Source organism: Halanaerocella petrolearia (assembly GCF_054657875.1).
The window spans coordinates 1,014,248-1,040,051 of sequence record NZ_BAAHXW010000001.1; the positions used below are offsets into that span (position 1 = coordinate 1,014,248).

General features: G+C 32.4%; 21 protein-coding genes. 1 reads left to right on the top strand and 20 read right to left on the bottom strand.

Features of this window, described 5'->3' with window-relative positions; all coding sequences use genetic code 11:
• Position 1 precedes the first annotated feature (1 nt).
• From udk to tyrS, 15 genes are all read right to left on the bottom strand, one after another.
• Complete coding sequence (gene udk / locus ACYQ39_RS05220; protein WP_459840907.1) at positions 2-628, bottom strand: uridine kinase; 627 nt, start codon at positions 626-628, stop codon at positions 2-4.
• On the bottom strand, positions 628-1,854 hold the full coding sequence (locus ACYQ39_RS05225) for a peptidase U32 family protein (RefSeq protein ID WP_459840909.1): 1,227 nt from the start codon (positions 1,852-1,854) through the stop codon (positions 628-630). The genes udk and ACYQ39_RS05225 overlap by 1 nt, the downstream gene beginning before the upstream one ends.
• Positions 1,855-2,508, bottom strand: coding sequence for an O-methyltransferase (locus ACYQ39_RS05230; protein WP_459840911.1), 654 nt, complete (start codon positions 2,506-2,508; stop codon positions 1,855-1,857).
• Positions 2,509-2,563: 55 nt separating this feature from the next.
• Positions 2,564-3,568: an endolytic transglycosylase MltG gene (gene mltG, locus ACYQ39_RS05235; RefSeq protein WP_459840913.1), complete on the bottom strand. Its 1,005-nt coding sequence runs from the start codon at positions 3,566-3,568 to the stop codon at positions 2,564-2,566.
• A gap of 114 nt (positions 3,569-3,682) precedes the next feature.
• Positions 3,683-3,982 (bottom strand): DUF4258 domain-containing protein, encoded by a 300-nt coding sequence (locus ACYQ39_RS05240; protein ID WP_459840915.1) that lies wholly within the window; start codon positions 3,980-3,982, stop codon positions 3,683-3,685.
• 108 nt (positions 3,983-4,090) lie between these two features.
• Positions 4,091-4,360, bottom strand: a complete 270-nt coding sequence (locus ACYQ39_RS05245; protein WP_459840916.1) for a DUF1292 domain-containing protein — start codon at positions 4,358-4,360, stop codon at positions 4,091-4,093.
• Between the two features lie 263 nt (positions 4,361-4,623).
• Positions 4,624-5,037 (bottom strand): Holliday junction resolvase RuvX, encoded by a 414-nt coding sequence (gene ruvX / locus ACYQ39_RS05250; protein WP_459840918.1) that lies wholly within the window; start codon positions 5,035-5,037, stop codon positions 4,624-4,626.
• Between the two features lie 8 nt (positions 5,038-5,045).
• Entirely contained in the window at positions 5,046-6,557 is a 1,512-nt protein-coding gene (locus ACYQ39_RS05255; RefSeq protein ID WP_459840920.1) for a baseplate J/gp47 family protein, read from the bottom strand.
• Between the two features lie 3 nt (positions 6,558-6,560).
• A complete protein-coding gene (locus tag ACYQ39_RS05260; protein ID WP_459840922.1) occupies positions 6,561-7,820 on the bottom strand; it encodes a cell division FtsA domain-containing protein in 1,260 nt (419 codons plus the stop codon).
• A gap of 69 nt (positions 7,821-7,889) precedes the next feature.
• On the bottom strand, positions 7,890-10,049 hold the full coding sequence (locus tag ACYQ39_RS05265; protein WP_459840924.1) for a hypothetical protein: 2,160 nt from the start codon (positions 10,047-10,049) through the stop codon (positions 7,890-7,892).
• A 21-nt stretch (positions 10,050-10,070) separates the two neighbouring features.
• The gene (locus tag ACYQ39_RS05270) at positions 10,071-10,322 is read right to left on the bottom strand and encodes an IreB family regulatory phosphoprotein (protein WP_459840926.1); all 252 of its coding nucleotides are present in this window, start codon (positions 10,320-10,322) and stop codon (positions 10,071-10,073) included.
• A 46-nt stretch (positions 10,323-10,368) separates the two neighbouring features.
• Positions 10,369-12,990, bottom strand: coding sequence for an alanine--tRNA ligase (gene alaS, locus ACYQ39_RS05275; protein WP_459841658.1), 2,622 nt, complete (start codon positions 12,988-12,990; stop codon positions 10,369-10,371).
• A 388-nt stretch (positions 12,991-13,378) separates the two neighbouring features.
• A complete protein-coding gene (locus tag ACYQ39_RS05280) occupies positions 13,379-14,422 on the bottom strand; it encodes an AI-2E family transporter (RefSeq protein WP_459840927.1) in 1,044 nt (347 codons plus the stop codon).
• Positions 14,423-14,540: 118 nt separating this feature from the next.
• Positions 14,541-15,182: a sporulation protein YunB gene (gene yunB, locus ACYQ39_RS05285; protein ID WP_459840929.1), complete on the bottom strand. Its 642-nt coding sequence runs from the start codon at positions 15,180-15,182 to the stop codon at positions 14,541-14,543.
• A 48-nt stretch (positions 15,183-15,230) separates the two neighbouring features.
• Positions 15,231-16,451, bottom strand: coding sequence for a tyrosine--tRNA ligase (tyrS, locus tag ACYQ39_RS05290; protein WP_459840931.1), 1,221 nt, complete (start codon positions 16,449-16,451; stop codon positions 15,231-15,233).
• Positions 16,452-16,753: 302 nt separating this feature from the next.
• On the opposite strand from tyrS, the gene ACYQ39_RS05295 reads away from it, so the two are divergent.
• A complete protein-coding gene (locus ACYQ39_RS05295) occupies positions 16,754-19,132 on the top strand; it encodes a penicillin-binding protein 1A (protein WP_459840933.1) in 2,379 nt (792 codons plus the stop codon).
• A 46-nt stretch (positions 19,133-19,178) separates the two neighbouring features.
• On the opposite strand, the gene ACYQ39_RS05300 is transcribed toward ACYQ39_RS05295, so the two are convergent.
• From ACYQ39_RS05300 to ACYQ39_RS05320, 5 genes are all read right to left on the bottom strand, one after another.
• Positions 19,179-21,548, bottom strand: a complete 2,370-nt coding sequence (locus ACYQ39_RS05300; RefSeq protein WP_459840935.1) for an endonuclease MutS2 — start codon at positions 21,546-21,548, stop codon at positions 19,179-19,181.
• Positions 21,549-21,636: 88 nt separating this feature from the next.
• On the bottom strand, positions 21,637-22,587 hold the full coding sequence (locus tag ACYQ39_RS05305) for an NGG1p interacting factor NIF3 (protein WP_459840937.1): 951 nt from the start codon (positions 22,585-22,587) through the stop codon (positions 21,637-21,639).
• Between the two features lie 159 nt (positions 22,588-22,746).
• Complete coding sequence (locus ACYQ39_RS05310; protein WP_459840938.1) at positions 22,747-23,574, bottom strand: CvfB family protein; 828 nt, start codon at positions 23,572-23,574, stop codon at positions 22,747-22,749.
• Positions 23,575-23,626: 52 nt separating this feature from the next.
• Positions 23,627-25,288, bottom strand: coding sequence for a DNA polymerase/3'-5' exonuclease PolX (gene polX / locus ACYQ39_RS05315; RefSeq protein WP_459840940.1), 1,662 nt, complete (start codon positions 25,286-25,288; stop codon positions 23,627-23,629).
• Between the two features lie 18 nt (positions 25,289-25,306).
• Complete coding sequence (locus tag ACYQ39_RS05320) at positions 25,307-25,804, bottom strand: CvpA family protein (RefSeq protein ID WP_459840942.1); 498 nt, start codon at positions 25,802-25,804, stop codon at positions 25,307-25,309.

The following is a 25,804-nucleotide window of genomic DNA, read 5'->3' on the forward strand; positions in this document are numbered from 1 at the left end:
TCTAATTTAACTCCTTAATTAAAGCTTTAATTTTAGTGATTAACAAATCAACTGCTACTTTATTATAACCACCTTCAGGAATAATTACATCAGCATACTTTTTAGTTGGCTCTACAAATTGTTGATGCATTGGTCTTACTACATCAAGATATTGATTAACAACTGAATCCATAGTTCTTTCTCGTTCTTCAATATCTCTTAATAGACGTCTGATAAAACGAACATCATTATCTGTATCAACATAGACTTTAATATCTAATAGATCTCTAATTGCTTCATTCTCTAAAATTAAAATACCTTCCAAAATAATTACTTCTTTTGATTCAACTGGTATTGTCTTATTAGTTCGAGTATGACGCTTAAAACTATAAACTGGCTTATTAATTCTTTCTCCATCTAATAACTGATTAAGATGTTCTAATAATAGATCAGTATCGAAAGCAAAAGGATGATCGTAATTAGTCTCTTTTCTTTCTTCAAAATCTAAATGGCTCTGATCTTTATAATAAGAATCCTGTTGAATCATAGAAATATTCTTATCTCCTAACTCTTCCATAATTGTTTCTGCTACAGTAGTTTTACCTGAGCCAGTACCGCCTGTAATTCCAATTAAAACTGGTTTGCTCATTATTCTTCCTCCTTCTTCCTCCTAACTAAATCATTTATTTCAACTTGTTGTCCTACTTTTACTGTTATTAATTGATGAGGATGGGGAGCATCTGGTATCTCTTTCCCTTCTTCATTCTTTATATATTCTAATTTGGTAGCAAAAGTATCTGTCTCTGGGCCAAAGATCTCAACTACATCTCCTTGGAAGAATTTCGTTCTAACTTCAATAACGGCTTCTTCTGTCTCTGGTAAATAATCACGTACAATACCCATAAAATCATAGTCACGTGAATAACCAGATCCATCGTAGTTCTGTTCACTACCTGCTGGTCTCTCAAAATAGAACCCTGTTGTATATAAGCGATGGCTAATCTTTTTTAACTCAGTCCACCATTCTTCTTTAAATTCATACCCTTCTGGGTCTTGGGCATAAGCATCTAAGGCTCGACGATAGACATTAGTTACTGTAGCAACATAATGTAAGCTCTTCATTCGACCTTCAAGCTTTAGACTATCTAGCCCTGACTCAACTAATTGAGGAATATGTCTAACCATACATAAATCCTTAGAGTTAAAGATATAAGTTCCTTGGTCATCTTCATAGATTGGATAGTATTCACCTGGACGTTGTTCTTCCATTAGTGTATACTGCCAACGGCAGGAATGGGCACATTCACCACGATTAGCATCACGATCAATCATATAGTTACTAAGTAAACAGCGACCAGAATAGGAGATACACATAGCTCCATGAATAAAGGCTTCAAGTGAAATATCGACTTTATCTCTAACTTCTGTTATCTCGTCAAAAGATAATTCCCGGGCCAATATCACCCGCTCTGCACCTTGATCCTTCCAAAACTGAGCACTGCGCCAGTTAGTATTATTAGCTTGAGTACTAATATGAATCTCTAAATCAGGAGCAACCTCTTTGACAATAGAAAAGACACCTGGATCGGCTACAATAACTGCATCAATACCTAACTCAACTAGTTCTTCAATATATTCATCTAGTCCTTCTAAATCTTCATTATGAGGAATTAAGTTAATAGTTACATAAACTTTGACTCCCTCTTGATGGGCATACTCAATACCTTCTTCCATCTGTTCTAGAGTAAAGTTTTTGGCTTTGGCCCGTAAACCATAGTGTTGGCCGCCTAAATAAACAGCATCTGCTCCATACTGGACAGCAATCTTTAATTTTTCTAAACTTCCAGCAGGGGCAAGTAATTCAGGTACTTCCATTTATTTCTCCTCCTTTATTTTATCTTTTACACTAATTGCTACTCCATCTCCTAGGGGAATAATAGATGAACTAAGACGTTGGTCATCCATTACTGTAGTTACATACTCTCGTAATCTTTTTGTTAAGGTACTATAACGTGGATGATAGAAACGATCATCAGCAATCATTCCTTTAAATAAAACATCATCAGCTACAATTACTCCACCATCAGTCAATAACTTTAATCCTTCTTCTAAAAAGTTCATATACTGTCCTTTAGCAGCATCAATAAAGATAAAATCAAATTTGCCTTCTAGATTAGGCATTACTTCTAGAGCATCTCCAACTAATAATTCAATATTATCATAGCCAAAATCAGTAAAAAACTTCTCTGCTACCTTAGCATCACGCTCTTTTAGTTCAATAGTTACTAGTTCATTAGAATAGTCTTCAGCCATCCAGAGAGTAGAATATCCAACTGCTGTACCTAACTCCAAAATTCTTTGGGGTTGATGTAACTTGATTAATAACTGTAGTAAATTACCTACTTCTCGTTCAATAATAGGAATATTCTTCTCTTGGGCCAACTCCTCAACCTCTTTGATTTCCTCAGATACTGGTTGTTGTTCTTCTCGTAAATAGTCAATAATCCAGTCCTGAATAATATTACTCATTACAATCCTCCCTATATTTCTAGTTAAGTTTAATCCTAAGCTTATTATTTACTGATTAATCCTCTTTTAATCTTTCTTGCACTTTAAGATGTTGTTGATATGTTTTAGTAAACTTATGTTTGCCATCTTTAGTAGCAACATAATATAAATAATCTGTATCTGCTGGATCCAAAGTAGCCTTAATAGCTGCTAAACCTGGATTGTTTATTGGCCCAGGTGGCAAATCAAAATATTGATATGTATTATAATAAGAATCCACCTCTAAATCACTATATAATAACCTACTCTTTCTCTCTTCTAGAGCATACTGTACTGTAGCATCTAATTGTAACTTCATTCCTAATTCTAAACGATTATAAATTACACTAGCTATCAATCTCATATCTTCTTTCAACTTTGCTTCACCTTGAACCAAAGAGGCAATAGTAATTATTTGTCGTAGACTATACTTACTCTCTTTAATTTGAGGTTCTAAATCTGTTATTTTTTCTTTAAACTGCTGTAACATAATCTCAATAATCTCCTGCTCTGAACTACCATAAGGCAGATGATAAGTTTCAGGAAATAAGAAACCTTCCAAATTATATAATATCTTCTTCTTTCTAGATAACCATTTTACAGTACCTTTCTTAACTAACTGCAAAAACTTACCCCTATCTAAATCATATTTAGTTAACTTTGTTCCAATCTCTTCTACTGTCATCCCTTCAGGAATAGTAAACTTATAATTAGCAGTCTCACCTTTGATTAACTTATCAATAATACTTAACATTGACATTCCTGAGTTTAATCTATAATATCCAGCTTTAAGTTCTTTTTCTAGACCTCTAATCTTTAAGTATAGTTTAAATATAAAAGAATTTCTAATTAAATTCTTCTCTTCTAAACTAGTTGCAATACTTCCTAATGACCTGCCAGATTTAATAACTATAACTTCTTCTTTTATATCTGATTGATTCTTAGGTTGGAATAATTGATATCCTATATAGAAAGATCCAAGGACAGTTATTAGTATAATTAACCAAATAGCAACTCTTGAAGTATATCTTGTAGTAGTCATCCTACGACAACCCCTTTTAAATATTTCTTCCTCTATTATAAAGTATATTATTTCATTTAGCAAATAAAGTAATAATAAAAACACCTTGGACCATAATAGATCCAAGGTGTTTTTTTAAGCTATTTCTTCAAGTTGAGTACCATCCTTGATATGTATATTAGACTTATTAATCACAGTAATTACAACTGCTTTAAATTCTCTAACTTCAATAATAATAGCCAAGTCATGCTCCTGATCGATAATAGCCACTTCTTCTCCTGTATCATTATACTCTAGTAGTTTCTCATCTAAACTCAGAACAAGAGCAGCTACTAATTCTTTATCGACTTCTCTTTCTTCCATTCTTTCTAAAGCGTGAGTAGTTCCTTCAACTCGAAAGTTTTTATCTTCTAAAATAAACTCGGACAATAACATATCAAGCCCCCCTAAATTTTATTCTTCTATCAATAGCATTGCCTAAATAGACTATTTCTATACTCTCTAGGGGGTAAATTCAAATTAAAAAATCTACTTTCTTTAGATTTAGTCTTCTGCTAATTCCTCTTGTAATCTGACTAATTCTTCTTCATCTACTACAGGTCGGTAAGCCTTATTTCCTTCTTTATCTTTAACTACCTTTAGAGCATATCCTTCTCCTGTTTCATCATCTTCTTCCATCAAGATTAAATAAGAATTATCTTCAACATCCAAAATAGTTACTACTTCGTATCTCCTTTGTTCCCCATTATCCTCTTCTAAGACTACTATACCATCTTCCTCATCAATTAATTTAATTAATCCTTCTTCTGCCATAATAATCACCTCTTGTTTATTTTAGTCGTGAGTCATGTGTCGTGAGTTATGAGCTAATTCAAAACCTATCCTTATAAAATCTACTCATAACTCATAGCTAACAACTTGATATAAAATGATACTTTATATCAGTGTATAGTTTACAATTTACAGTTAAAACCACAAAACCAAACTTTTTTAATAATTAATATATATAAAATTACAGAGATTTTGAATTTAACCTAGATTTTAACTGTCAACTGTATATTGTACACTGTTAACTATTAATCGTCTTGACTATCTAAGTAATTTTGTAAAATTACTACAGCAGCCATCTTATCAATAACCTTCTTTCTCTTTTGTCGACTCATATCTGCATCAATCAAAGTCTTTTCTGCTGCTGCTGTTGAAAGACGCTCATCCCAAGTAATAACTGGGATGCTAAGTCTTCCTTTCAATTTGTCTACATAAGATAGAACCTTTTGGGCTCTAGGACCTAAGCTACCATTCATATTCTTAGGTAATCCCACTACTACTTCGTCTACATTATATTCTTCCACTAATGAAATTATATAATCCAGTTCTTCTTTTAAAGTTTCATCTTCAATTACAGTCTTACCTTGAGCAGTCCACCCTAGTGGATCACTCATTGCTACCCCTGTTCGTTTATCTCCTACATCTAAGCCCATAATTCTCATAAATTACTTCACTCCCTAAGTGGCTCCTTAATTACTAAATCAATCCCAAATTTAAATTCAGGAAGATTAACTTGATTGTCTGGTTCAATCTGATAATCAGCTATTTCTTCTTCCTTCTTTAATAATTTTTTAGCTACTACAGCCTTCTTACCTCTAAGCTGCTTAATAATCTTTTCTTTATCTATAGATCCTGTTACTTGGCCCTTGGTTTTTATCTTGAATCTAACCTTTTTAGGATTTATATCTTCCACTTCAATCTCTTTAATTGCAATTTGAGATGATTTGAGTTTATACTTACTACCTAATTCCCTTTTATATAACTTAAAGACTAAATCCTTTAGTCCTTCCTTTTTAACCGCAAAACTTTTAGCTTTAATTCTTCCTACAACTGATAATTCTTGGGCCAAATCTCCAACTTCTCTATTAGGCTTTAGTACTGGTTTGCTAAATTCAATATTATCCTTAAAATAAATTAAATTAGAACCAAACTTATCAATTAATCTCTTTCTTCCCTTAACAGATAAATCAGCTTTAGCTTTCTTTAAAGCTCGTTCTATGTCATTTCTAGTAATAACACTAACTAAACGGTCTTTACCTCCTTCAGTAGGCTCAGGATTAACAATTTTGACTGGGTAAGATTCTTTAGCAAACTTAACAATTCTAGCCCTACTAATATTTCCTACTACTCCTTTATGTATGGCCTCAATATTTACTTCTGCTTTACCAGCCTTCATTCCTACTACCATATCCATAAATTTATTCACTTGGGCTTCAGGTACAGTTACTTGCTTTAATGTTCTAAATTGAACTCCATTTCTAGTACTAACTACTGTTCCTCTAGGAATCTTAATATCTTTACGCTGGTTATTAATCAATGTTAAAACACCTGTGGCTCGAGCCACCCCCATTTTTTTACTACCTGTAGCTTGTACCTTAGTTTTCTTTTCTACTTCTACTGCTTTGTTTATTAAAGGAATAGTTTTATTTTGGATATCAATATTAGTTGCTTTGGTTACTCCTGTAATCTGATTGACCACTATCTTATCTTTGAGTATAGGAGTAATCTCTACAGTGATAAAAGGAAGAGCAAAGTAAAACCAAACTCCTCCAGCTACTAAAAATAAAGTTAAAAGAAGAGTTAATCTCTTCATTATGCTTTTCCTTTGTTCAGAATCTTTATCTGCTACTGCTATTATTTGTCCTTCTTGGCTAGCAGCAGATTCTACAGTAGGTAGCTGATTATTTTCAAAAACACTTAAGTCTGAATATACATCAAAACCAGAATTAATTAATAAATTCCTAGTCTTATCTATATTAGTTATAAAAATCAGTTCTTTTTCTACCCTATCTGCATAATTTTTTATTAACTTAATATTAATTTGCCCACTAAAAATTGCAGAACTATCATGAATAATAATTACCAATTTATCTTTAGGATCAGTTTTAATCTTCTCTAATAAAGCATTTAATGATTCTTCAGGATCAATATAAATCTTACTATAATCTTCCAGATTGCTCACCTCCTATCCTAAAGTAACTGCTATCTTATCCCATAAGCTAGTTTCATAACTCTCTTGAATCATTGTTGCTTGCAAGGCTAAACACTTAGGTGTTACATTCTCTGTTCCAACTAACTTATCTGTTCTATCATCAACTCCAGTAATATCTTTAGCAGTCAACAGCTTAATATCTGGTTTCTTAAAGAAAGGAAGATTTTCATACATCTTTCGCTGTTGAATGCCATCAAATAAACCACTTAAAGCACTCCCTCCTCCACATAAATATATCTTTTGTGGTAAGGCTTCAGCTTGGGCCAATTCATCTAATGCAACTTCAACTCCTTCATATAATAGATTTAAATCCTTCTGCAGCAATTGTTCTATTCTATCTGTTTCTTCTAGATTACCCGCTGAATACTCTAATTTTAACTCTTCAGCTTTTTCTAAAGATAAATTAAACTCTCTAGCTAATGTCTTAGTAAAGGCTCGTCCAGCCCAACTAAACATCTGAGTTCCTTCAATACCTCCATTTCTAATTAGAGCAATATCTGTCGTTCCACCACCAATATCAATTACTATTGCCCCAAACTCATAGGCTTCATTACTCATAATACTTTTAGCAATAGCAAATGGTTCAGCAACAATACCTACTAATTTATAATTTAACCTATCTGCTATTGTCTGCAAAGCTCCTACATGAACTAAAGGAGCAAAGGTACTAAATACAGTCAACTCTAGATTTTTACCTTGAAACTCTTCAGGGTTAGTAATCTTATAACCATCTAACTTTATTTCAACTACTGACGAATTAATTAGCTGCATCTTAACATTATCTAAACCTGTATCAGCCAGTAATTTGTCTTCTGCCTCAGATAATGCTTCTTTTTGAGCCTGCTGAACCAAACTATCTAACTCTTTTTTCTTCAATTTTCTCTTTGAAAGAAAGCGTTTATGTTCTAAATTAGTTACTACTCCTTTAACAAATTCTCCTGCTATACCAATTACAATCTCCTCTGGTTCTACTTCTGCCATCTCTGTTGCTACTTCGATTGCTTCATAACTTCTCTTGATTACATCTTCAATATCAGAAATAGCTCCTCCTTCCATATTAGTGTAAGCCTGCTTTACCCGTCCATAACCTATTATTTCGCAGATATATCCATCATCAAACTTAACAACTACTGCTTTAATATACTCTGTACCAATGTCTAAAGCAATCCGGTAATTAGGTCCTTCTTGTTCATCTTTAAAAATATTATTTAAGATTGAAAAAATTAAAACCACCTCCTACTATTACAGAATTATCCATTTGTAAATAAATTCCTGCTTTATAGGAGTGAAATCAAGAACTTTTTAATTGAATTCACAATTAATTACTAGATATAAAAGAGTAAAGATTGGAAATAATAGCAAAGTAGCTGCAGCAACCACTCCTGAATCATTGACTAACATAGTTACTATACTCCCTACTATTAATCCTCTAAAACCAGCAGTTAATTTAGAATAATTATTAACTAAAGATCTAATTCTACCTTGTGGCCATTTAAATAGAATGACTAAAATGATAACGAAAGCAAGTAATACTCTACTCCAGATTGTCCAACGTAATAATTTCAAATTCATCTGTAATTTACGGTAAATAATTAAGAATAACTTACTGATCCCCTCTTCTTTTATAGAAGATAAAGTATGGGCCAAATGGGTCTCAGTCTTTAAGCCACTAGATAGGTCTACTATAACAACTATTAAAACTACTAAGGATACAATTAATCCTATCTTTAATAAGATTTGCCAGTTAAGTTCATAACCTTGTAAGTAAAAATAAGTAGCAGTAACTACTATAGTAGCTGTAATTAATCCGCCAAAGTTGGCCCCTAACTTAGGATAACCAACTGTTCCAACCAATAATAGAAAAAATAATAATAGATATCTATTAAATAACTTAAAGTTTAACTCCTGTAGACCAGTTAAGCCAATAATACCTGCTCCAATTATAATACCCATAAATTCATTTCCAATACCATAAAATCTAGCTCCAATGACTGGAGAATATCCTAATACAGATAACTTGATCCACTTACCACCTTGCCATAAATCAACTACTAATAATCCAGCAGTCACTAAAGCTGGAACTAAAAAAGGAATTAATTCATTATCTAACTGTAAGGTATAATGGGCCAATAACAGACTAACTCCTAACCAAATTATAATTGTTAACTCAATACTAAGCTCAATAAATAAACTTGAAAGAAGAAATAAAGAGGGAATCCATAGTAAACTAATTAAAAGATAGGTAATAATCTTCTCTAATAAACTATTCTGTAACTTATAAATCCAACTAACTCCTACTAATACTAGAGTAATAATCTGTAGTAATATAAATCCCTTAACTACAATAGGACGCCAAGCAAAAGTCCTTCTAATCATTCTATTTAATTTAGTCAGATAAGAAAGTGATTGATTACTAGTAACACTAGAAATACTACGTCCAGTAAAGTCTGGAACAGAAGAAGTCAAAGCCTGATAAATAGTAGGAGCTATATCTAAGTTAGTAACTAATCCTAAACGTCTTGTAGTTGCCGAAGTCAATAACCCATTCTTGACTTGTGGGCCAACTAAGGTGGCCAAAGTTAACTTATTACCTCTCCTTCTGGCTTTTTTAGCTGGAGTAGGAGTTACTACTAATAAATAATCAGTAGCTAAATCAATCTCTTCTAAAATCTGACCTAATAATTTATCAGCTCTATTGATTGCTGATCTCTTAGTTTCTTTAAATTTTTTATCAGTCAATAGATGATCAACTGCTTCAATACGTGATGTATCACCAGACTCTATAACTAACAGATCACTCTGCCTCCAAAAAGATCTAAATTGTTTCATTAAATAACTTTGGTTAGTTATATAACCAGAGGGATGCTGATCAGCTTGACGGTACATTTGCTGACCAACATCCCCCTGTTTAACTACTCCATATTTGTTTATACCAATCAAAGCTATTTGGCGCCGTGGTTGTCCTTTAACATCAGCATTACCTAATACTGTTACTTGTAAATCAGCCTCTTGCAATGAATTAGCTAAGTAACCAACTTGAGCTTGATAATCACTAGTACGATTAGTAGCTTTTACTTTAGTCAATTGTAAATTAACAATATCTCCTATAGGAAACTTATCTATTCGCCTACTATATATATCTTCAACTGCAGTCTCTTGATAGTCTACTCCTACATTGAAATTTAAATAACCTGCTCTACCAGCCCTAGCCCGATCTCCACTACCAATAGTTAAATAAGCATCTTTAGGTTCTAAACCACCAGCAGTCTTGACATTCATCAGCCCTACTGCACCTTTAGCTATTACTTCATCTAAATTTGGAGTTGTAACTTCTTGAATTTCATTTATACTAACTCCATCTAAAATAAATAATACAAACTTACTATCATCCTGAGCAATAGCTAAATTAGAAATTAAGACTATAAACAGTAATATAAGTAGGCTATAGATAAATTTCTTCATCTAACCACTCCAAGTTATAATCTAATCTTGTAGATAACTCTTAACTAATTCCTCAATAATTTCATCTCTTTCAAAACGTCTAATTTTACTTCTAGCATCTTGATGACTGGTAATATAAGCTGGGTCTCCTGACAATATATAACCAACAATCTGATCAATAGGCTTATAGCCTTTCTCTTCTAAGGCTTGATAAACCTCTTTTAATATCTTAGCTACTTCGCTCTCTTCTTCCTTATCTACTCTAAACATCATTGTTTTATCAAAATCATTCATTTATCTCACCCCAGACTTAGTAATAGTCTACTAAATTTAACATTATTTATGCATTAGACTTAATAATTTCTTCTGCTTTCTCTAAAGCTGCAGATAATTTTTCTGGCTTACTACCACCCGCTTGGGCCATATCTGGACGACCACCACCGCCACCACCAGCAACTTTAGCTACTTCACCAATCATTTGACCAGCCTGATAACCTTGCTCAATTAGATCTTGGGTAACCATTGCTACAAATAATACTTTATTCTCTAATTTAGAACCTAAAATAATGATTCCTGAATCTAACTCTGCCTTTAATTCATCTCCCATTTTACGTAATCCATCAGCATCTAAGCCTTCTACACTATGTAAAATAGTTTGAACTCCATTAATCTCTTGGGCTTGACCTACTAAATCATCAGTTTGAGAAGCAGCTAGCTTATCCTTTAGACTAGCAATCTCTTTCTCTAAATCCTTTATTTGGTTTTGTAATTTATCTACATTGGCTACTACTTCATTGGGATTAGCCTTTAACTTATCTGCTAGAGTAGTAATTGTATCTTCTTTTTTCTTTAAATAATCTAAAGCTGCTTTGCCAGTTACTGCTTCAATTCTCCTTACACCAGCAGCTACCCCTGATTCACTGACTATCTTAAAGAGACCAATCTCACCTGTAGCATCAACATGAGTACCACCACATAGTTCCTTACTATAATCCCCAGCTTTAACAACTCGAACCTGACTATCATATTTATCACCAAATAAAGCAGTAGCTCCTACTGCTTTAGCTTCTTCTAGAGCCATCTCATCAGCCTCTACACCTAAATTATCTAAAATAAAGTCATTGACCTGCTCTTCTATCTGGGCCAACTCTCCTTGAGTCATAGCTTCAAAGTGAGTAAAGTCAAACCTTAAGCGAGTAGGCGTTACTGAAGAACCAGACTGGTTCACATGATCACCTAAAACTTCTTTTAATGTCTTATGTAATAAGTGAGTAGCTGTATGATTTCGAGCTGTAGCTGCTCTTAAATCTTCATTAATAGTAGCTGTCACTCTCTCTTCTACAGTTAGACATCCTTCTTCTACTTCTATCTGTTGAACAGTCAACTCAGCAATTTCTTCAGTATCAACTACCTTAGCTTGACCAGTATCCCAAGTAACTCTACCTTGGTCTCCAGCTTGACCTCCTCCTTCAGCATAGAAAGGTGTTGTAGCTAAGATAAGTTTTGCTTGTTGACCTGCTTGTACTGTCTTAACTTCCTTTTCATCTTGGACTAAACTTAACACTTCAGTCTCTACTTGATGATCATCATATCCAACAAAGTCAGTCATTTCAACATTCTTTCGAATTGACTTAAATAACTCAAGCTCACTATGTCCCTGATCATAATCTTCTCTTGCCTCTCTAGCTCGTTGTCGCTGTTCTTCCATAGCTTCTGTAAAGCCTGATTCATCAATAGTTAATCCTTTTTCAGCAGCAATCTCTTCAGTCAATTCCTTAGGAAAACCATATGTATCATATAAAGTAAAGACCTGCTTACCTGGAATTTCAGTCTTGTCTTCTTCCTCTAATTCAGAGATTAGATCCTCTAAAATATTCATACCTTGCTCTAATGTCTCTTGGAAACGAAGCTCTTCTTGTTCAATAACTTTCTCAATCTGATCTTGCTTATTAGCTACCTTATTATAATGTTGGCCCATAATGTCAACCACTATAGAGACAAGTTGATGCAAAAATGGAATCTCTAAATCCAACATTTTAGCATAACGAACTGCTCTTCTAATCAATCTTCTTACTACATAACCTCTTCCTTCATTAGAAGGTAAAGCACCATCACCAATTGCAAAAGTTACACTACGAATATGATCAGCAATCACTTTAATAGCTACATCAGTCTCTTCTGATTGACCATATTCTAGCTCACAATGTGAAGTTATATACTCAATTAAAGGCATAAATAAATCAGTTTCAAAATTAGTTGGCTTATCTTGTAATAAAGAAGCTAGTCTTTCTAATCCTACTCCAGTATCTATATTTTTCTGTGGTAGATCTAAATATTCACCATCTTCAGTTTTATTATACTGACTAAAGACTAGATTCCAAATTTCCAAATATCGATCACAGTCACAACCTAATTCACAGCCATCTTCACAACCATACTCTTCTCCTCGATCATAATGAATCTCAGAACAAGGTCCACAAGGGCCAGTTCCAATCTCCCAAAAATTCTCATCCTTATCCATTCGCACAATTCTATCAGCTGAAATTCCTATCTCTTCTCTCCAGATTTTATAAGCCTTATCATCATCTTTATAGATAGAAATCCAAAACTTATCTACATCAAGTTCTAATACTTCAGTTAAAAATTCATAAGCCCATTTAATAGCATCTTCTTTGAAATAATCTCCAAAAGAAAAATTTCCTAACATCTCAAAAAAAGTCTGATGCCTTGCTGTTTGACCTACATTCTCAATATCATTGGTTCGAATACACTTTTGAGAAGTAGTTACTCTACTTTTAGGGGGAGTAGCACTTCCAGAAAAATAATCTTTAAAAGGAGCCATTCCAGCATTAATCCATAATAAAGTAGGATCATCTTGTGGAACTAATGAAGCGCTAGGTAGAATCTTATGTTCTTTCTCTTCAAAAAAAATCCAAAAACTTCTGACGTATCTGACTACTATCCATTATTCATAACCTCCCGAACATTAAATTGCTTTATTATTTATAAACTATACATTATTGCTATAGCGTGTCACTAGAAGTGACACAATCATGTGCTGTATGCTATCAGCAGATTCAAAACCGTTAACTTCAAAGTTGAAATCCTGATAATTCCTATATTTTAGGACGTTAAAATATATCTATGGTTTTGAATTTGAATCGGCTCACCCTACGAGTTTCATAGAAACTCTTCGTGATAAAGAACATCTACACACAGCTCACAACTTGATATAAAGTGCTACTTTATATCAGTAACATTCCCTATTTAAAGTTACATTTACTTAATAATATACTCTATCCATTATAAATAACAAGTAAAGAAACTTACCTTATATGATACTAGAAATACTATCTATTGTCAACAGAAGTCAATATCTCAACTAGTAGGTAATGAAGTAACTCTTTAACAATAATAGCTACTGGAATAGCAATTAACATTCCAATAATACCCAACAACTCACCTCCTGCCAATAGAGAAAAGATAATAATAATTGGATGCAACCCTACTTCTTCTCCCATAATCTTAGGAGAAATAATATTCCCTTCTACCTGCTGAATAACAAAGAATAACAAAACAACCTTTAGCCCTAATTTTATAGACTCCCCAAAAGCAATTAGACCAGCTATAAAAGCAGCAAAAAAGGGCCCAAAGTAAGGAATTACATTAAAAATACCAGCTAACACCCCAATTAATAAAGAGAACTTTACTTCTAACCAATAAAGAATAACAGTTGATAAGACCCCTACCAATAGACTAACTATTAACTGTCCTTTAAAGAAACCGACTAAACCTTGATCAATTCTAGTCATCAGCTCTTTTATCTCAGATTGATACTGGTGAGGAATAATAGACCAAAAATAATCAGTGATCAAATCTAAATCTTTAAGTATATAAAATGATAAAATAGGTGCCATTATTAAACTAAACAACCTTGATAATAGCTCTAATATAACCTGGCTAGTACGGTCAATAAAATTCAAACTAAACTCCTTTATCCTTAACATCATTCGCTCTAAAATGTCATTTAAAGCTGGTGGAATATCAAACTGTTGGTAACGTTGGTTGACTAGATTTATTATCTTATCTATTTTACCTATGTAAGAAGGTAATCTATTTGTTAAAGTTTCTAGTTCATTGATCATAGTTGGTATAATGGTTATAAAAACAAACATAAATAGAGTAATTAATATCCCAAAGACAAAAACTAATGCCCCTAATCTAGGCATCTCATGATTGACTAATTTATCAATTATTGGATTCAATAAATAAGAGAGTAAAATAGCTAATGAAAAGGGAAATAAAATACTCTTAACCTGATATAAAAAATAAAAAACAACAGTGACTAATAATATAATAATTGCTCTCTTCTCTTTATTATTCAGTCTCCCCACTCCTAAAAACTAGTATTTTCTTGATAATCTTATTATTTATCATTAGCAAATAACCTATTACAAATACTTATCAAAAAAATAAAAGAGCAAGCTAATTTAGCCTGCTCTACTACTATTTCTATTTCTTATTATCAAATAATCCTTTCTCTACCCCAACATATACTTGAGGTACCTGCCCTACAATCACAGCTTCTGTTAACGGCACATCAGTACTAACCTTAATATCAGTGCTTATCATAGGAACAATTACCTGAACTCTAGAAGTAATCTTTAAATAAATTTTATGCTTAGTTTGATTGATTCCTACTGATTCAAATTTATCAATTAAGTTACTTTCTACCGAACCAAAAGGAACTATTTTAGCCTGTAAGGAAGGTATAAATTTAGATAAAATTTCTACCCCAAAAATTTGAGAGATAGGTATCTTTACAGATCTATCATTTATACTTTCAATAGCTCTCTGCACAGATAAAGTAATATTAGAAGATAGATCATTAACTATTTGTAAGTTAGGCTGCATTAAGATAACTTCTCCGGCTCGATTAGTCTGAATACTGACTAAATCATTATAGGATAAGGTATCTGTTTGTTGATTAATTGCTTCATTGATAACAGTAGTTACAATTCCTGTTACTGTTGTCTTACAGATACTATGTAATACTGGCTGTAAAGTTGTTTCAATAACTACAATAATTATAATAAAGAGAACTAAAAATATTATTAACATAATTTTTATCCAACGGTAAAGACTAGAAAACATATCTACCACCCCTTAACATTCTATTAGTTAAGGGCGGATTTTGTGCATCTATTTTATAATTATTTTAGCAAAATTCTTCTTACCTACTCTAACTACCATACCATCTTCTACTTTTAAATCTATATTAATCTTCTCATACTTTTCATCATCAATTCTAACTGCACCTTGTTTAATCATACGACGAGCCTGACTATTACTATCTACAAATCCAGTAGCAGCTACCAACTTAACAATCCATATTTCACCATCTTCTAATTGATCTTTACTAATTTCAATCTCAGGCATATCGTCAGGAGTCCCTCCTTGCTTAAAGACTTTTTCAAATTCCTTCTCTGCCTGCTCTGCATCCTCTTGATTATAATACTCTGTTACAATCTGTCTAGCCAACTTCTTTTTCGCTTTCATTGGATGTAAACCACCATTAGCTAGACTTTTTTTAATACTTTCTAACTCTTCTAAAGAAGTGTCAGTTACTAATTCAAAATAACGAACAATTAAATCATCTGGTAAAGACATTGTCTTACCATACATATCTTTTGGTTCTTCATCAATACCAATATAATTATCTTTACTCTTACTCATCTTATTAACGCCATCTAAGCCTTCTAATAGAGGCATCATAATAATTACTTGTGGGTCCTGACCATATTCTTTCTGTAATTTCCGACCTGCCAATAGGTTAAATCTCTGATCTGTTCCACCAAGCTCTACGTCTACCTCCATTGCTACTGAATCATAACCTTGTAATAATGGATAAAAGAATTCATGAATACTAATTGGCTGATTATTCTGGTACCGATTAGCAAAATCATCTCTCTCTAACATTCTAGCCACTGTATATTGAGAAGATAGCTCAATAGCATCAATAAAGTCCATATCTCCAAACCACTGACTATTAAAAACCACTTCTGTCTTATCAGGATCTAGAATCTTAAACATCTGTTCTTTATAGGTTTCAGCATTTACCTTTACTTCTTCTTCTGACAACTGATTTCTAGTTTCGGACTTACCTGTTGGATCTCCAATCTGACCAGTAACATCTCCAATTAATAAATAAACTTTATGTCCCATTTCTTGAAACTGTTTTAACTTCTGTAACACAACCGTATGACCTAGATGAATATCAGGTGCAGTGGGATCTAATCCTAACTTTACCTTTAGTGGTCGCTCTTCTTCTGCCGCTTCCTTTAACTTCTCTACTAAATCTTCTTCTCCAATTAAATCTGAAACACCACGCTTAATAACTTCTAACTGCTTTTCAATTTTCATTACTTTACCTCCTAATTTATTTAAAAGTTTAAATCCAAAATAAATATAATAATATAAAGTTATATTCATTGCCAATTAGCTTTAAGTACCTGCAGCAATTATAACACATTAAAAATAGAATATCAATTATAGAAGATTATATAATATATGGGTATTAATACCATTAATTTGGAAATAATATGTTTAGTTTTAACTTTAATAAAACTTTCTAACTTAGCAAATATTTTGTGTAACTCTCTATATTTCTATACTATATATAATTTTCTTTTTATGTTATAATAATTGAGGAAGGAGGTTAAGCAATGGGAAATAAAAAACAAAAAATGAAACAATTAGCTCTTATTGCAACTTTTTTAATTATAGCCATTGGTATGGGAACTGCCATTGGAGCTATAACTTGGGTAATTAAAGAAAGTCCTGATATATCTGATTATGGTCAGTGGAAGACTAGTGAAAGTACTATTGTCTATGCAGCAAATGGAGACGTACTGACTAAATTATATCGTGAAAATAGAGTCTATGTTCCTCTATCAAAAATTCCAAAAGATCTAGAAAATGCTGTAATCTCTATTGAAGATACCCGATTCCGTAGTCATTATGGTATTGACCCCAAAGGAATTTTAAGAGCTATTTGGGTTGATTTAAAACATATGGCTAAAGTTGAAGGGGCTAGTACTATCACTCAACAGTTAGCTAAAAATGCTTTATTAACCCATAAAAAACTTTTCACTCGTAAGCTACAAGAAATGTATATAGCTTTACAATTTGAAAGAATGTACACTAAAAACGAAATATTAGAATTTTATCTTAATGAGATATTCTTAGGATACAATGCTTATGGAGTACAGAGTGCTGCTAATTATTACTTTAATAAAGATGTTGAAGATTTAACACTATCAGAATCAGCTTTAATAGCTGCACTAATTAAAGCACCTAATTATTATTCTCCTTACCGAAATAAAAAAGTAGCCCGTCAAAGGAGAAATATTGTCTTAGAAAAAATGGCTGAACAAGGCCATATTACAGTTCAAGAAGCTAAAAAAGCAAAAAAAGAACCTATTAAGTTAGAAAAGCCAGAAAAGGATAATGAAGAAACTGCTCCCTACTTTGTTAGATATGTCCGAGATAAATTACTTGATAAGTTTGGAGCTAAACAAGTTTACACAGGAGGATTAAAAGTCCATACTACTCTTGACCCTACAATGCAACTTAAAGCTGAAAAGACTGTAGATAATGCTATTAAGACTGGTTATATTCCAACTGTTAGTAAAGAAGCTGGACGAGGAGAGAAACAACCACAATTAGGATTAATTACTGTAGAATCTAATACTGGACATATTAAAACAATGATTGGTGGTCGAGGCAATGATAAATTTAACCGAACTACACAAGCTTATAGACAACCTGGTTCGTCATTTAAGCCTTTTGTTTATGCTACTGCAATTAAACAAGGTATGAGTCCTGGTTCTATTGTAGATGATACACTTAAAGAATATAAAACAGGTCTTAACAAAGAAGAAACTTGGACACCAAAAAACTATAATGATAAGTATCTAGGGCCAACTACTTTACGAATTGGACTAGCCAAGTCAATTAACGTTATGGCCGTCAAATTATTAGATAAAGTCGGTATTGATAATACTATTAAACTAGCTGAAAAATTAGGAATTGATAGTATAATCAAACAAGATGAAAACCTAGCTTTATCCTTAGGTGGTCTAACTAAAGGAGTTACTCCTTTAAAAATGGCACAAGCTTATAGTGTCTTTGCCAACCAAGGACTTAGAGTTGAGCCAATTGCTATCACTAAAGTCTATGATAACTATGGTAATCTAATTTGGGATCATGAGTCAGAAAAGGAAGCTCAAAAAGAGTTAGTACTAGATGAAAAAGTATCTTATCTAGTTACAGATATGCTCCAATCAGCAGTAGCTAGAGGACCTTTAGTCTGGGGTACTGGCTGGCGAGCAAAATTGGATAGACCAATGGCTGGTAAAACAGGTACCACCTCTAATTATAGTGACGCTTGGTTTGTAGGTTATACTCCTGACTTAGTAACTAGTGTTTGGATTGGAGAAGATCAACCTACTAAAATGGAATATCCTAAGGTAGATGACTCTGGTAAAGTTCAAACAGATGAAAATGATAAAATAATTAAGGAAATTATTTCTAGTGGAGAAGCAGCTAAATTATGGGGCGACTATATGGAAAAAGTAGTTAAAAATAGAGCTATTAAAAGCTTTAAAAAACCAGATGAAATTATTACTAAAGCAATCTGTACTGAAAGTGGTAAACTACCTAACGAATATTGTTACGAAAAAGGTACTGTGCGAGAAGAATTATTTATAAAAGGTACAGAACCAACCGAAAAAGGCACTCTTCATAAAGAAACTGCTACAATTAAAATTGATACTTCTACTGGTTTAATAGCTACTAAATACTGTCCGCAAGATAAGGTTAAGACTATTGAATACCAAATAGAAACTGGTATCATTGTTGATAAAAATGGCGTTCCAGTTAAAAAGTATCAAGAAGACACTAAAATACCTGCAACTGATGAAAAAGGGAATTATATTTATAAGAAGATTCCAGAACAAAAATGTGCTGTTCATAAACCAAAGAATGAATCAGATAAAATAAAAGATAAAATCTTAGACTTTTTTAACATTTTGGGAGAATAAAAAAAGGCGAGGGCAACAATGCCCTCGCCTTTTTTTATTTACTTTTCTACTTTAAACTAGCAATAGTTACTCCCGTTCCACCTTCTTTAGGTCTACCTAACCTAAAGTCCTTAATGTTACGATACTTATCTAACATTTCATGGACTACATTTCTTAAGACACCTGTCCCTTTTCCATGAATAATCTCTATTTGATTTAAATTAGCCAATAAAGCATTATCCAAGTATTTATCTAATTTACTTCGAGCTTCTTGGGCCCTTAAACCTCTTAAGTCTAATTCTGGAGATATATTCTTTGTCTTATTCCCTTTAACTTGACTAATACTAACTTTAGATTTAGAAACACTCTGCTTTCTTTCTTCATCAGTCTTTTCTAACTCTCTTAAATCAACTGTTACCTTCATAATTCCTGCCTGTACCAATGCTTCTTCTTTATCAGAATAAATCTCTAAAACTTTACCTTTTTGATTTAAATTTTTAACCTTAACTCTATCTCCTTCTTCTAGTTCAGGAATTCCTTGCTCTGCCCTTTTTTCTTCTATTAAATCTTGACGATCAGAACTAATATTCTTTCTTTCTTCTCGTAATTTACTTCTAGCCTCTTGAATATCTCGATCAGATAACCTATGTTTTTCTTTTAACTCATCAATAATTTTCTCTGCTTTATTTTGAGCGCGCTTAACAACTTTTTTAGCTTCTCTATAAGCTTCTTTTAATTCTCGCTCTTTTTGCTCCTCTAATTTCTTTAATTTAGTTTCATATTCTTCCTTCAACTGTTGAGCTTCTTTTTTATCCGCTTTGGCTTGCTCTTTATTTTCTCTATATTTCCGCCTATCCTCTTCAATATCCTTTATAATGCTATCCATCTCTACATTATCTTGATCTAAAAAGTCATCTGCTCTATTAATAATATCATCATTTAATCCTAAGCGACTAGCAATCTGAAAAGCATTACTTCGACCTGGTAGTCCCATCTGTAGATTATAAGTTGGTTTTAAGGTTTCAACATCAAATTCAACTGAAGCATTCTCTACTCCATCATGATTATAAGCATAAGTCTTTAACTCACTATAATGAGTAGTAGCTACTGTTTTAACCTCTTGCTGATGTAGATAATCAAGAACCCCTCGTGCTAAAGCTGAACCTTCTACTGGGTCTGTCCCTGCCCCTAATTCATCTAATAAAACTAAAGAATCAACGCTAGCCCGTTCAACTATCTTAATAATCTGAGTCATATGTGAAGAAAAAGTACTTAAATTCTGTTCTATACTCTGTTCATCACCAATATCAGCGTAAATCTGATTAAAAATTGATACTTTAGAACCAGATAGAGCAGGAATATGTAGTCCTGACTGGGCCATAAGAGTTAATAGACCAATAGTCTTTAAACTAACTGTCTTACCACCAGTATTTGGCCCTGTAATTACTAAACTATTAAAGTCTTGTCCCAGACTAACATCAATAGGAACTACATCTCCTGTCAATAAAGGATGATAAGCTTTTGTTAAATTAAGTTCTCCAGTTGTATTTAATAGTGGTTCAGAAGCTTTTAATTCAATACTATATTTAGCCTTAGCAAAAATAAAGTCTAAAATAGCTAACAGTTTAATAGTTGATTTTATTGGTTCTAATTTTTTAGTAACTTCAATTGATAGCTCTTGTAAGATTCGTTTAACTTCTTGTTCTTCCTCTGATCTTAACTGCTGCAAGCGATTATTGATCTCTACAACAGGCATAGGCTCAATAAAGACAGTTTGACCACTAGCTGACTTATCATGGACAATACCTGGAAAATCTCCTTGATTAGCTGCTTTAACAGGAATAACATATCTATTATCTCTAATAGTCACTACTGATTCTTGAATATAAGATCGATAACGATTTGAATTAAGAATAGAATTTAACTTCTTCTTAATTTGGTTACTTGTATTTCTAATCTTTCTTCTTAAATCAGCCAACTTAGAACTAGCAGAATCTTTAACTTCACCTTGATTATTAATTGCTCCTCCAATCTTCTTTTCTAAGCCTTTGAAGACTTCAATCTGACTGCTAATCCTTAACAACCTTAGATACTCATCATCTTCATCTTCTAAACCCAAAAAGTAGCTTCTTAATTTTTTTCCAGCTCGCAAAGTAAGCAGAATATCTAATAACTCTTCTCCACTTAAGATAGCACCTTTTTCTGCTTTATTCAAAGAAGATCGTATATCATAAATTCCACCAAAAGGAGGTGCACTTTCTCGACTAAGAATCTTCTTCGCCTCAGTAACCTCTTCTTGTCGAGATTGAATATATTCTAAATCATTCTTAGGGGCCAACTTATCAACTAAATGAGATCCTATCTTAGAGGTTATATGATTCTTGAGCTGTTCTTTAATCTTATCAAACTCTAATACCTCTAAAGCATGCTTATCCATTAATCAAATCATCCTCCTAAAATTATCTTTTATACAATTTCTATTAAAAAAAGCCTTTAATCAGATTAGATTAAAGGCCTCTACAATCTTATCTATTAACTCTAATTAATCCAGAACAAGGAATAATTTCTATACCCTTCCCTACAAGCTTGTCAGCAAAGTGATTCATACCAATAGAGTCACTAGCTATATGTCCAGCAATTACTACATTAATATGATGTTCTTTCGCTTTTTTAAGATGCTCTTCTCCAATATGCATACAGACTAAAGTACCTACTCCTGATTGAGCTAATTTTTCGTATTCCTCTTTAGAACCACCAGTTCCACCAGTCATTTCAACTACTACTCTTCCAGCTCGATTACTTTTAGAACTAGCTACTACAGTTGGCCCAGCCTTTGTCTTAGTAGCTTCTTGATATTCAGGAATCTCCATTAATAGATCAACTATATCCTCTACTTTATTAATATCTGTCTCATCAATCTGCTCCTGTAAGAAGTTAACGACTAAATTATCAGCTGGCGTATGAACTGACATTAAAGGAATATCAAAAATACGAGCTGCATCACGAGCTTTATTATGATTTACAGGCATAACACCTCGTTCTACTTCACTAATTCTATCGGCTAAAATTCCTTCTGCTACGTTAACTGGTACTCCTAGCTCATGTAGAATATCTTCTTGCATATGCATTACTTCATGTAAGGCTGCTAAAGCTTTTCCTTCTGGATGATGAGAGATTACAGCATCAACTTGACGACCTTTCTCAGTCAATCTATCAGCCATTAAAATCTCACTAACATCAATATCTATGCCCATTAATACTCTTTTAATTTCCTTATCTTCATCACCATATAATACTCTAGTATCAGAATAAGGATTCTCTAAACTAGCTTGATCAAAATATTCCTTCTCTTCATCAGATAATTCTTCAAACTTATTCTTACTATCTTCTAGCACCCTCTCAACTTCTTCCTTATCACGAGGGTCAACTTCCATTCCTGTTTTTACTGCTAATTGATAAATATCCTTTAACTTCATTCTAATTCCTCCTATCTTATATAAATAACCATGAGCTATCAGTAGTGAGTTATCAGTTAATTCAAACCTCTATAGGCGTATAAAACTTTATATATTGAATTCGAAGGTTTTGAATTAGCTCATAGCTCATGACACACAACTAATGACAGACTCTATTAATTAATCTTGTACTTTTATACCTTCATCAGTTATGTTAATTATTCGCTCTTTATATAGTCCACCTATTGCCTTTTTAAAAGTACCTTTACTCATCTGTAATCTATCTCTAATAACCTGTGGAGAGCTATTATCATTTAAAGCTAAAAATCCATCTTCTGCTTTAAGTTTTTTAAGAATCTTAGCCTTAGCATCTTCTACTTTACCATATCCTATCTTTCTTAAGCTAACATCTATCTTCTTATCTTCTCTAATCTTCTTAATATATCCTTTAACTTTATCTCCAATTTCTAATTTTTTATAAATATCATCCTCATATATCAAACCATAATACTGATTATTAATTATGACTTTGACACCTAAATCAGTAAACCTATAAACTAAAAGATCTACCTCATCTCCTTGACTAAGATCTATTCTATCAGTTTCTATAAATTTATCAAATTTCTCTGTAGCAAATATTCGATTAGACACTTCATCAAAAGTAACTCTTACAACATACCTCTTACCTTCTCTCATCTTATGAACCTGCTCACTATGAGGCACTAACAAGTCTTTTTCTAATCCCCAGTCTAAAAATGCTCCAATCTTATTAGCATCCTTTACTTCTAAATAGGCATAATCTCCTACTTTAGCTTTTGGCGCTAGAGTAGTTGCAATATTTCTATCTTTTGAATCTTTATAAATAAATACTTCTAAATTGTCACCTACCTTAGCTCCTTCTGGAATATATTTATTAGGCAACAATACTTCTTCCCCATCTACATCTAAATAAACTCCAAACTCTTCTGTTCTAGCTATTTCAGTTTCATTAAACTTTCCTATATCCACTTTATTGACTCCTTCTAAATTTAGTTTTATTTTTTATCTATTATTCCTTAAATCATTGTTTTAATAAATGTTTTAATTGGTTTAAATCAAGGGTATTAATTACATCTTCCTTCTCTAACCAACCTTTACGTGCTACTGCTATCCCATATTCCAAATTATCAAGCTGTTTAATCTTATGAGCATCAGTATTAACTACAAAGTTGGCCCCTAAATCTTGAGCTAATTTAACCTGCTTAGCATTTAAATCCAATCGTTTAGGGGCAGAATTAATCTCTAAAATAGTATTAGTCTCTATGGCTTTATGTACTAACTTTTCAAAATTAATATTATAGGAACTTCTCCCTACTACTAATCTACCAGTAGGATGACCTAAAATATTAACTTCAGGGTTCTCTAAAGCAATAAAAATTCGCTCCATCATCTGCTCCTGACTATCACCAAAACGACTATGTATAGAAGCAATCACAATATCTAATTCCTCTAGAATCTCATTAGAATAATCCAATTTATCAGATAAGATATCAACCTCTGCTCCTTTTAAAATCTCAATCTCTAACTCTTGATTTACCCTTTCTATCTCCGCCCATTGCTCTTTTAATCTATCATAATCTAGACCGTTAGCTACCTTTAATGACTTGGTATGATCTGTAATTGCTATATATTCATAACCTCTTCTTTCGCAAGCTTTGGCCATCTCAGCAATAGACAATCGACCATCACTCCAATTTGAATGCATATGTAAATCGCCTTTAATATCACTTTCTTTAATACTATTAGGTAATTTATCTCTTTCAGCCACAAATAGACTTTCTGTCTGATCTCTTAGTTCAGGAATAATATAAGGCAAACCACTAGAGATAAATAACTCATCTTCAGTCTTAATTTTAGCTAAATCTTCTGGTATAAACTTTTCTAGTCCTTTATTAAAGTCTAAACTACCAGTCAACCAGAACAGCTTTTTAGCAAACTGATCTTTAGTAGCAAAATATAACTTAATAACTACTCCCAATTTAGTTGAAATAGTTAATTCTTTAGAATCAGACTCTACTATTTTAGATACAATAGATAACTTTTTCAAATCATCATTTATTAAGTTTGTATTATCTGTTTCAATTAGCAAGGGAATACTATCTACTAATTCTTCATAGCGCCGTAAAGCTCCTACTTTCTCTATTTGCCGGACTCCCTTAAAATTCATTAAATAATCTATGAGTTTTTCAGCTAATCTATTAGCTGCACCTAAGTCTATGCTTCCTTGATTAGATAATAACTGTTTAGTGCTCTGTAAGATTTTTTCTTCTGTTTTAGCGCCTATACCAGAAATTTCTGTTAAAACTCCATTTTCTGCTTCTTCTTTTAACTCCTTTAGATTTGTAACATTTAATTTAGTATAAAATTTATCAATTTTACTAGGGCCTACTCCTTTAACTTGAAGTAACTGAGTTAAACTAGCAGGATATTGTTCAATCAATTCTTGATACTCATCACAACTTCCTGTAACTAAGATTTGTTCTATCTTATCTGCAATTCCTGCTCCAATCCCATCAATTGTAGTCAACTTACCCTGTTCCCATAATTTTTTAATATCCATTTCTAATTCTGAAATTTCATTACTTGCTTTCTGATAAGCTCTAATCTTATATCTACTGCTTTTATTTAGCTTTAATAAATCAGCTATTTCAGATAAGATCAAACTAACATTTAAATTATTCATCTTTCATCCTCCATGCTATTATTGAAGAAACTGATCTATTCTATCTTCTAATAAAGGATTCATTTTTAAAAACAAAGGAATAAAATAAGACTGATTCATCTGTTGCTGTAATGGCTGCCAAGATATATTATTACCTAACTTAACGAGCATTAAAATGAAAATATAAGCAATCAAACTTCCTTTTATTATGCCAAATAATGCTCCACCTAAATTATCAATAAAAGATAATAATAAAAAATCTAACATCTGATTAAGCAACTGACCTAAATAATTGACCACTCCACCAATAATTAAAATAATCAGGCCAAAAGAAAGTAAATTGGCAATATGTAAGGTAAGATCAAATTTTTGCTGTAAAAATTCTGATACAACAGCATATTGTTGAGCAGCAATATAAATTCCTAAAACAATAGCTACTATTGTCGTTATTTGTTTAATTAAACCAGAGTGATACCCTTTAAGAGAAAAAATAGTAAGTAAAATAAGTACTATTACATCAATCCAGTTAAAAGCCAC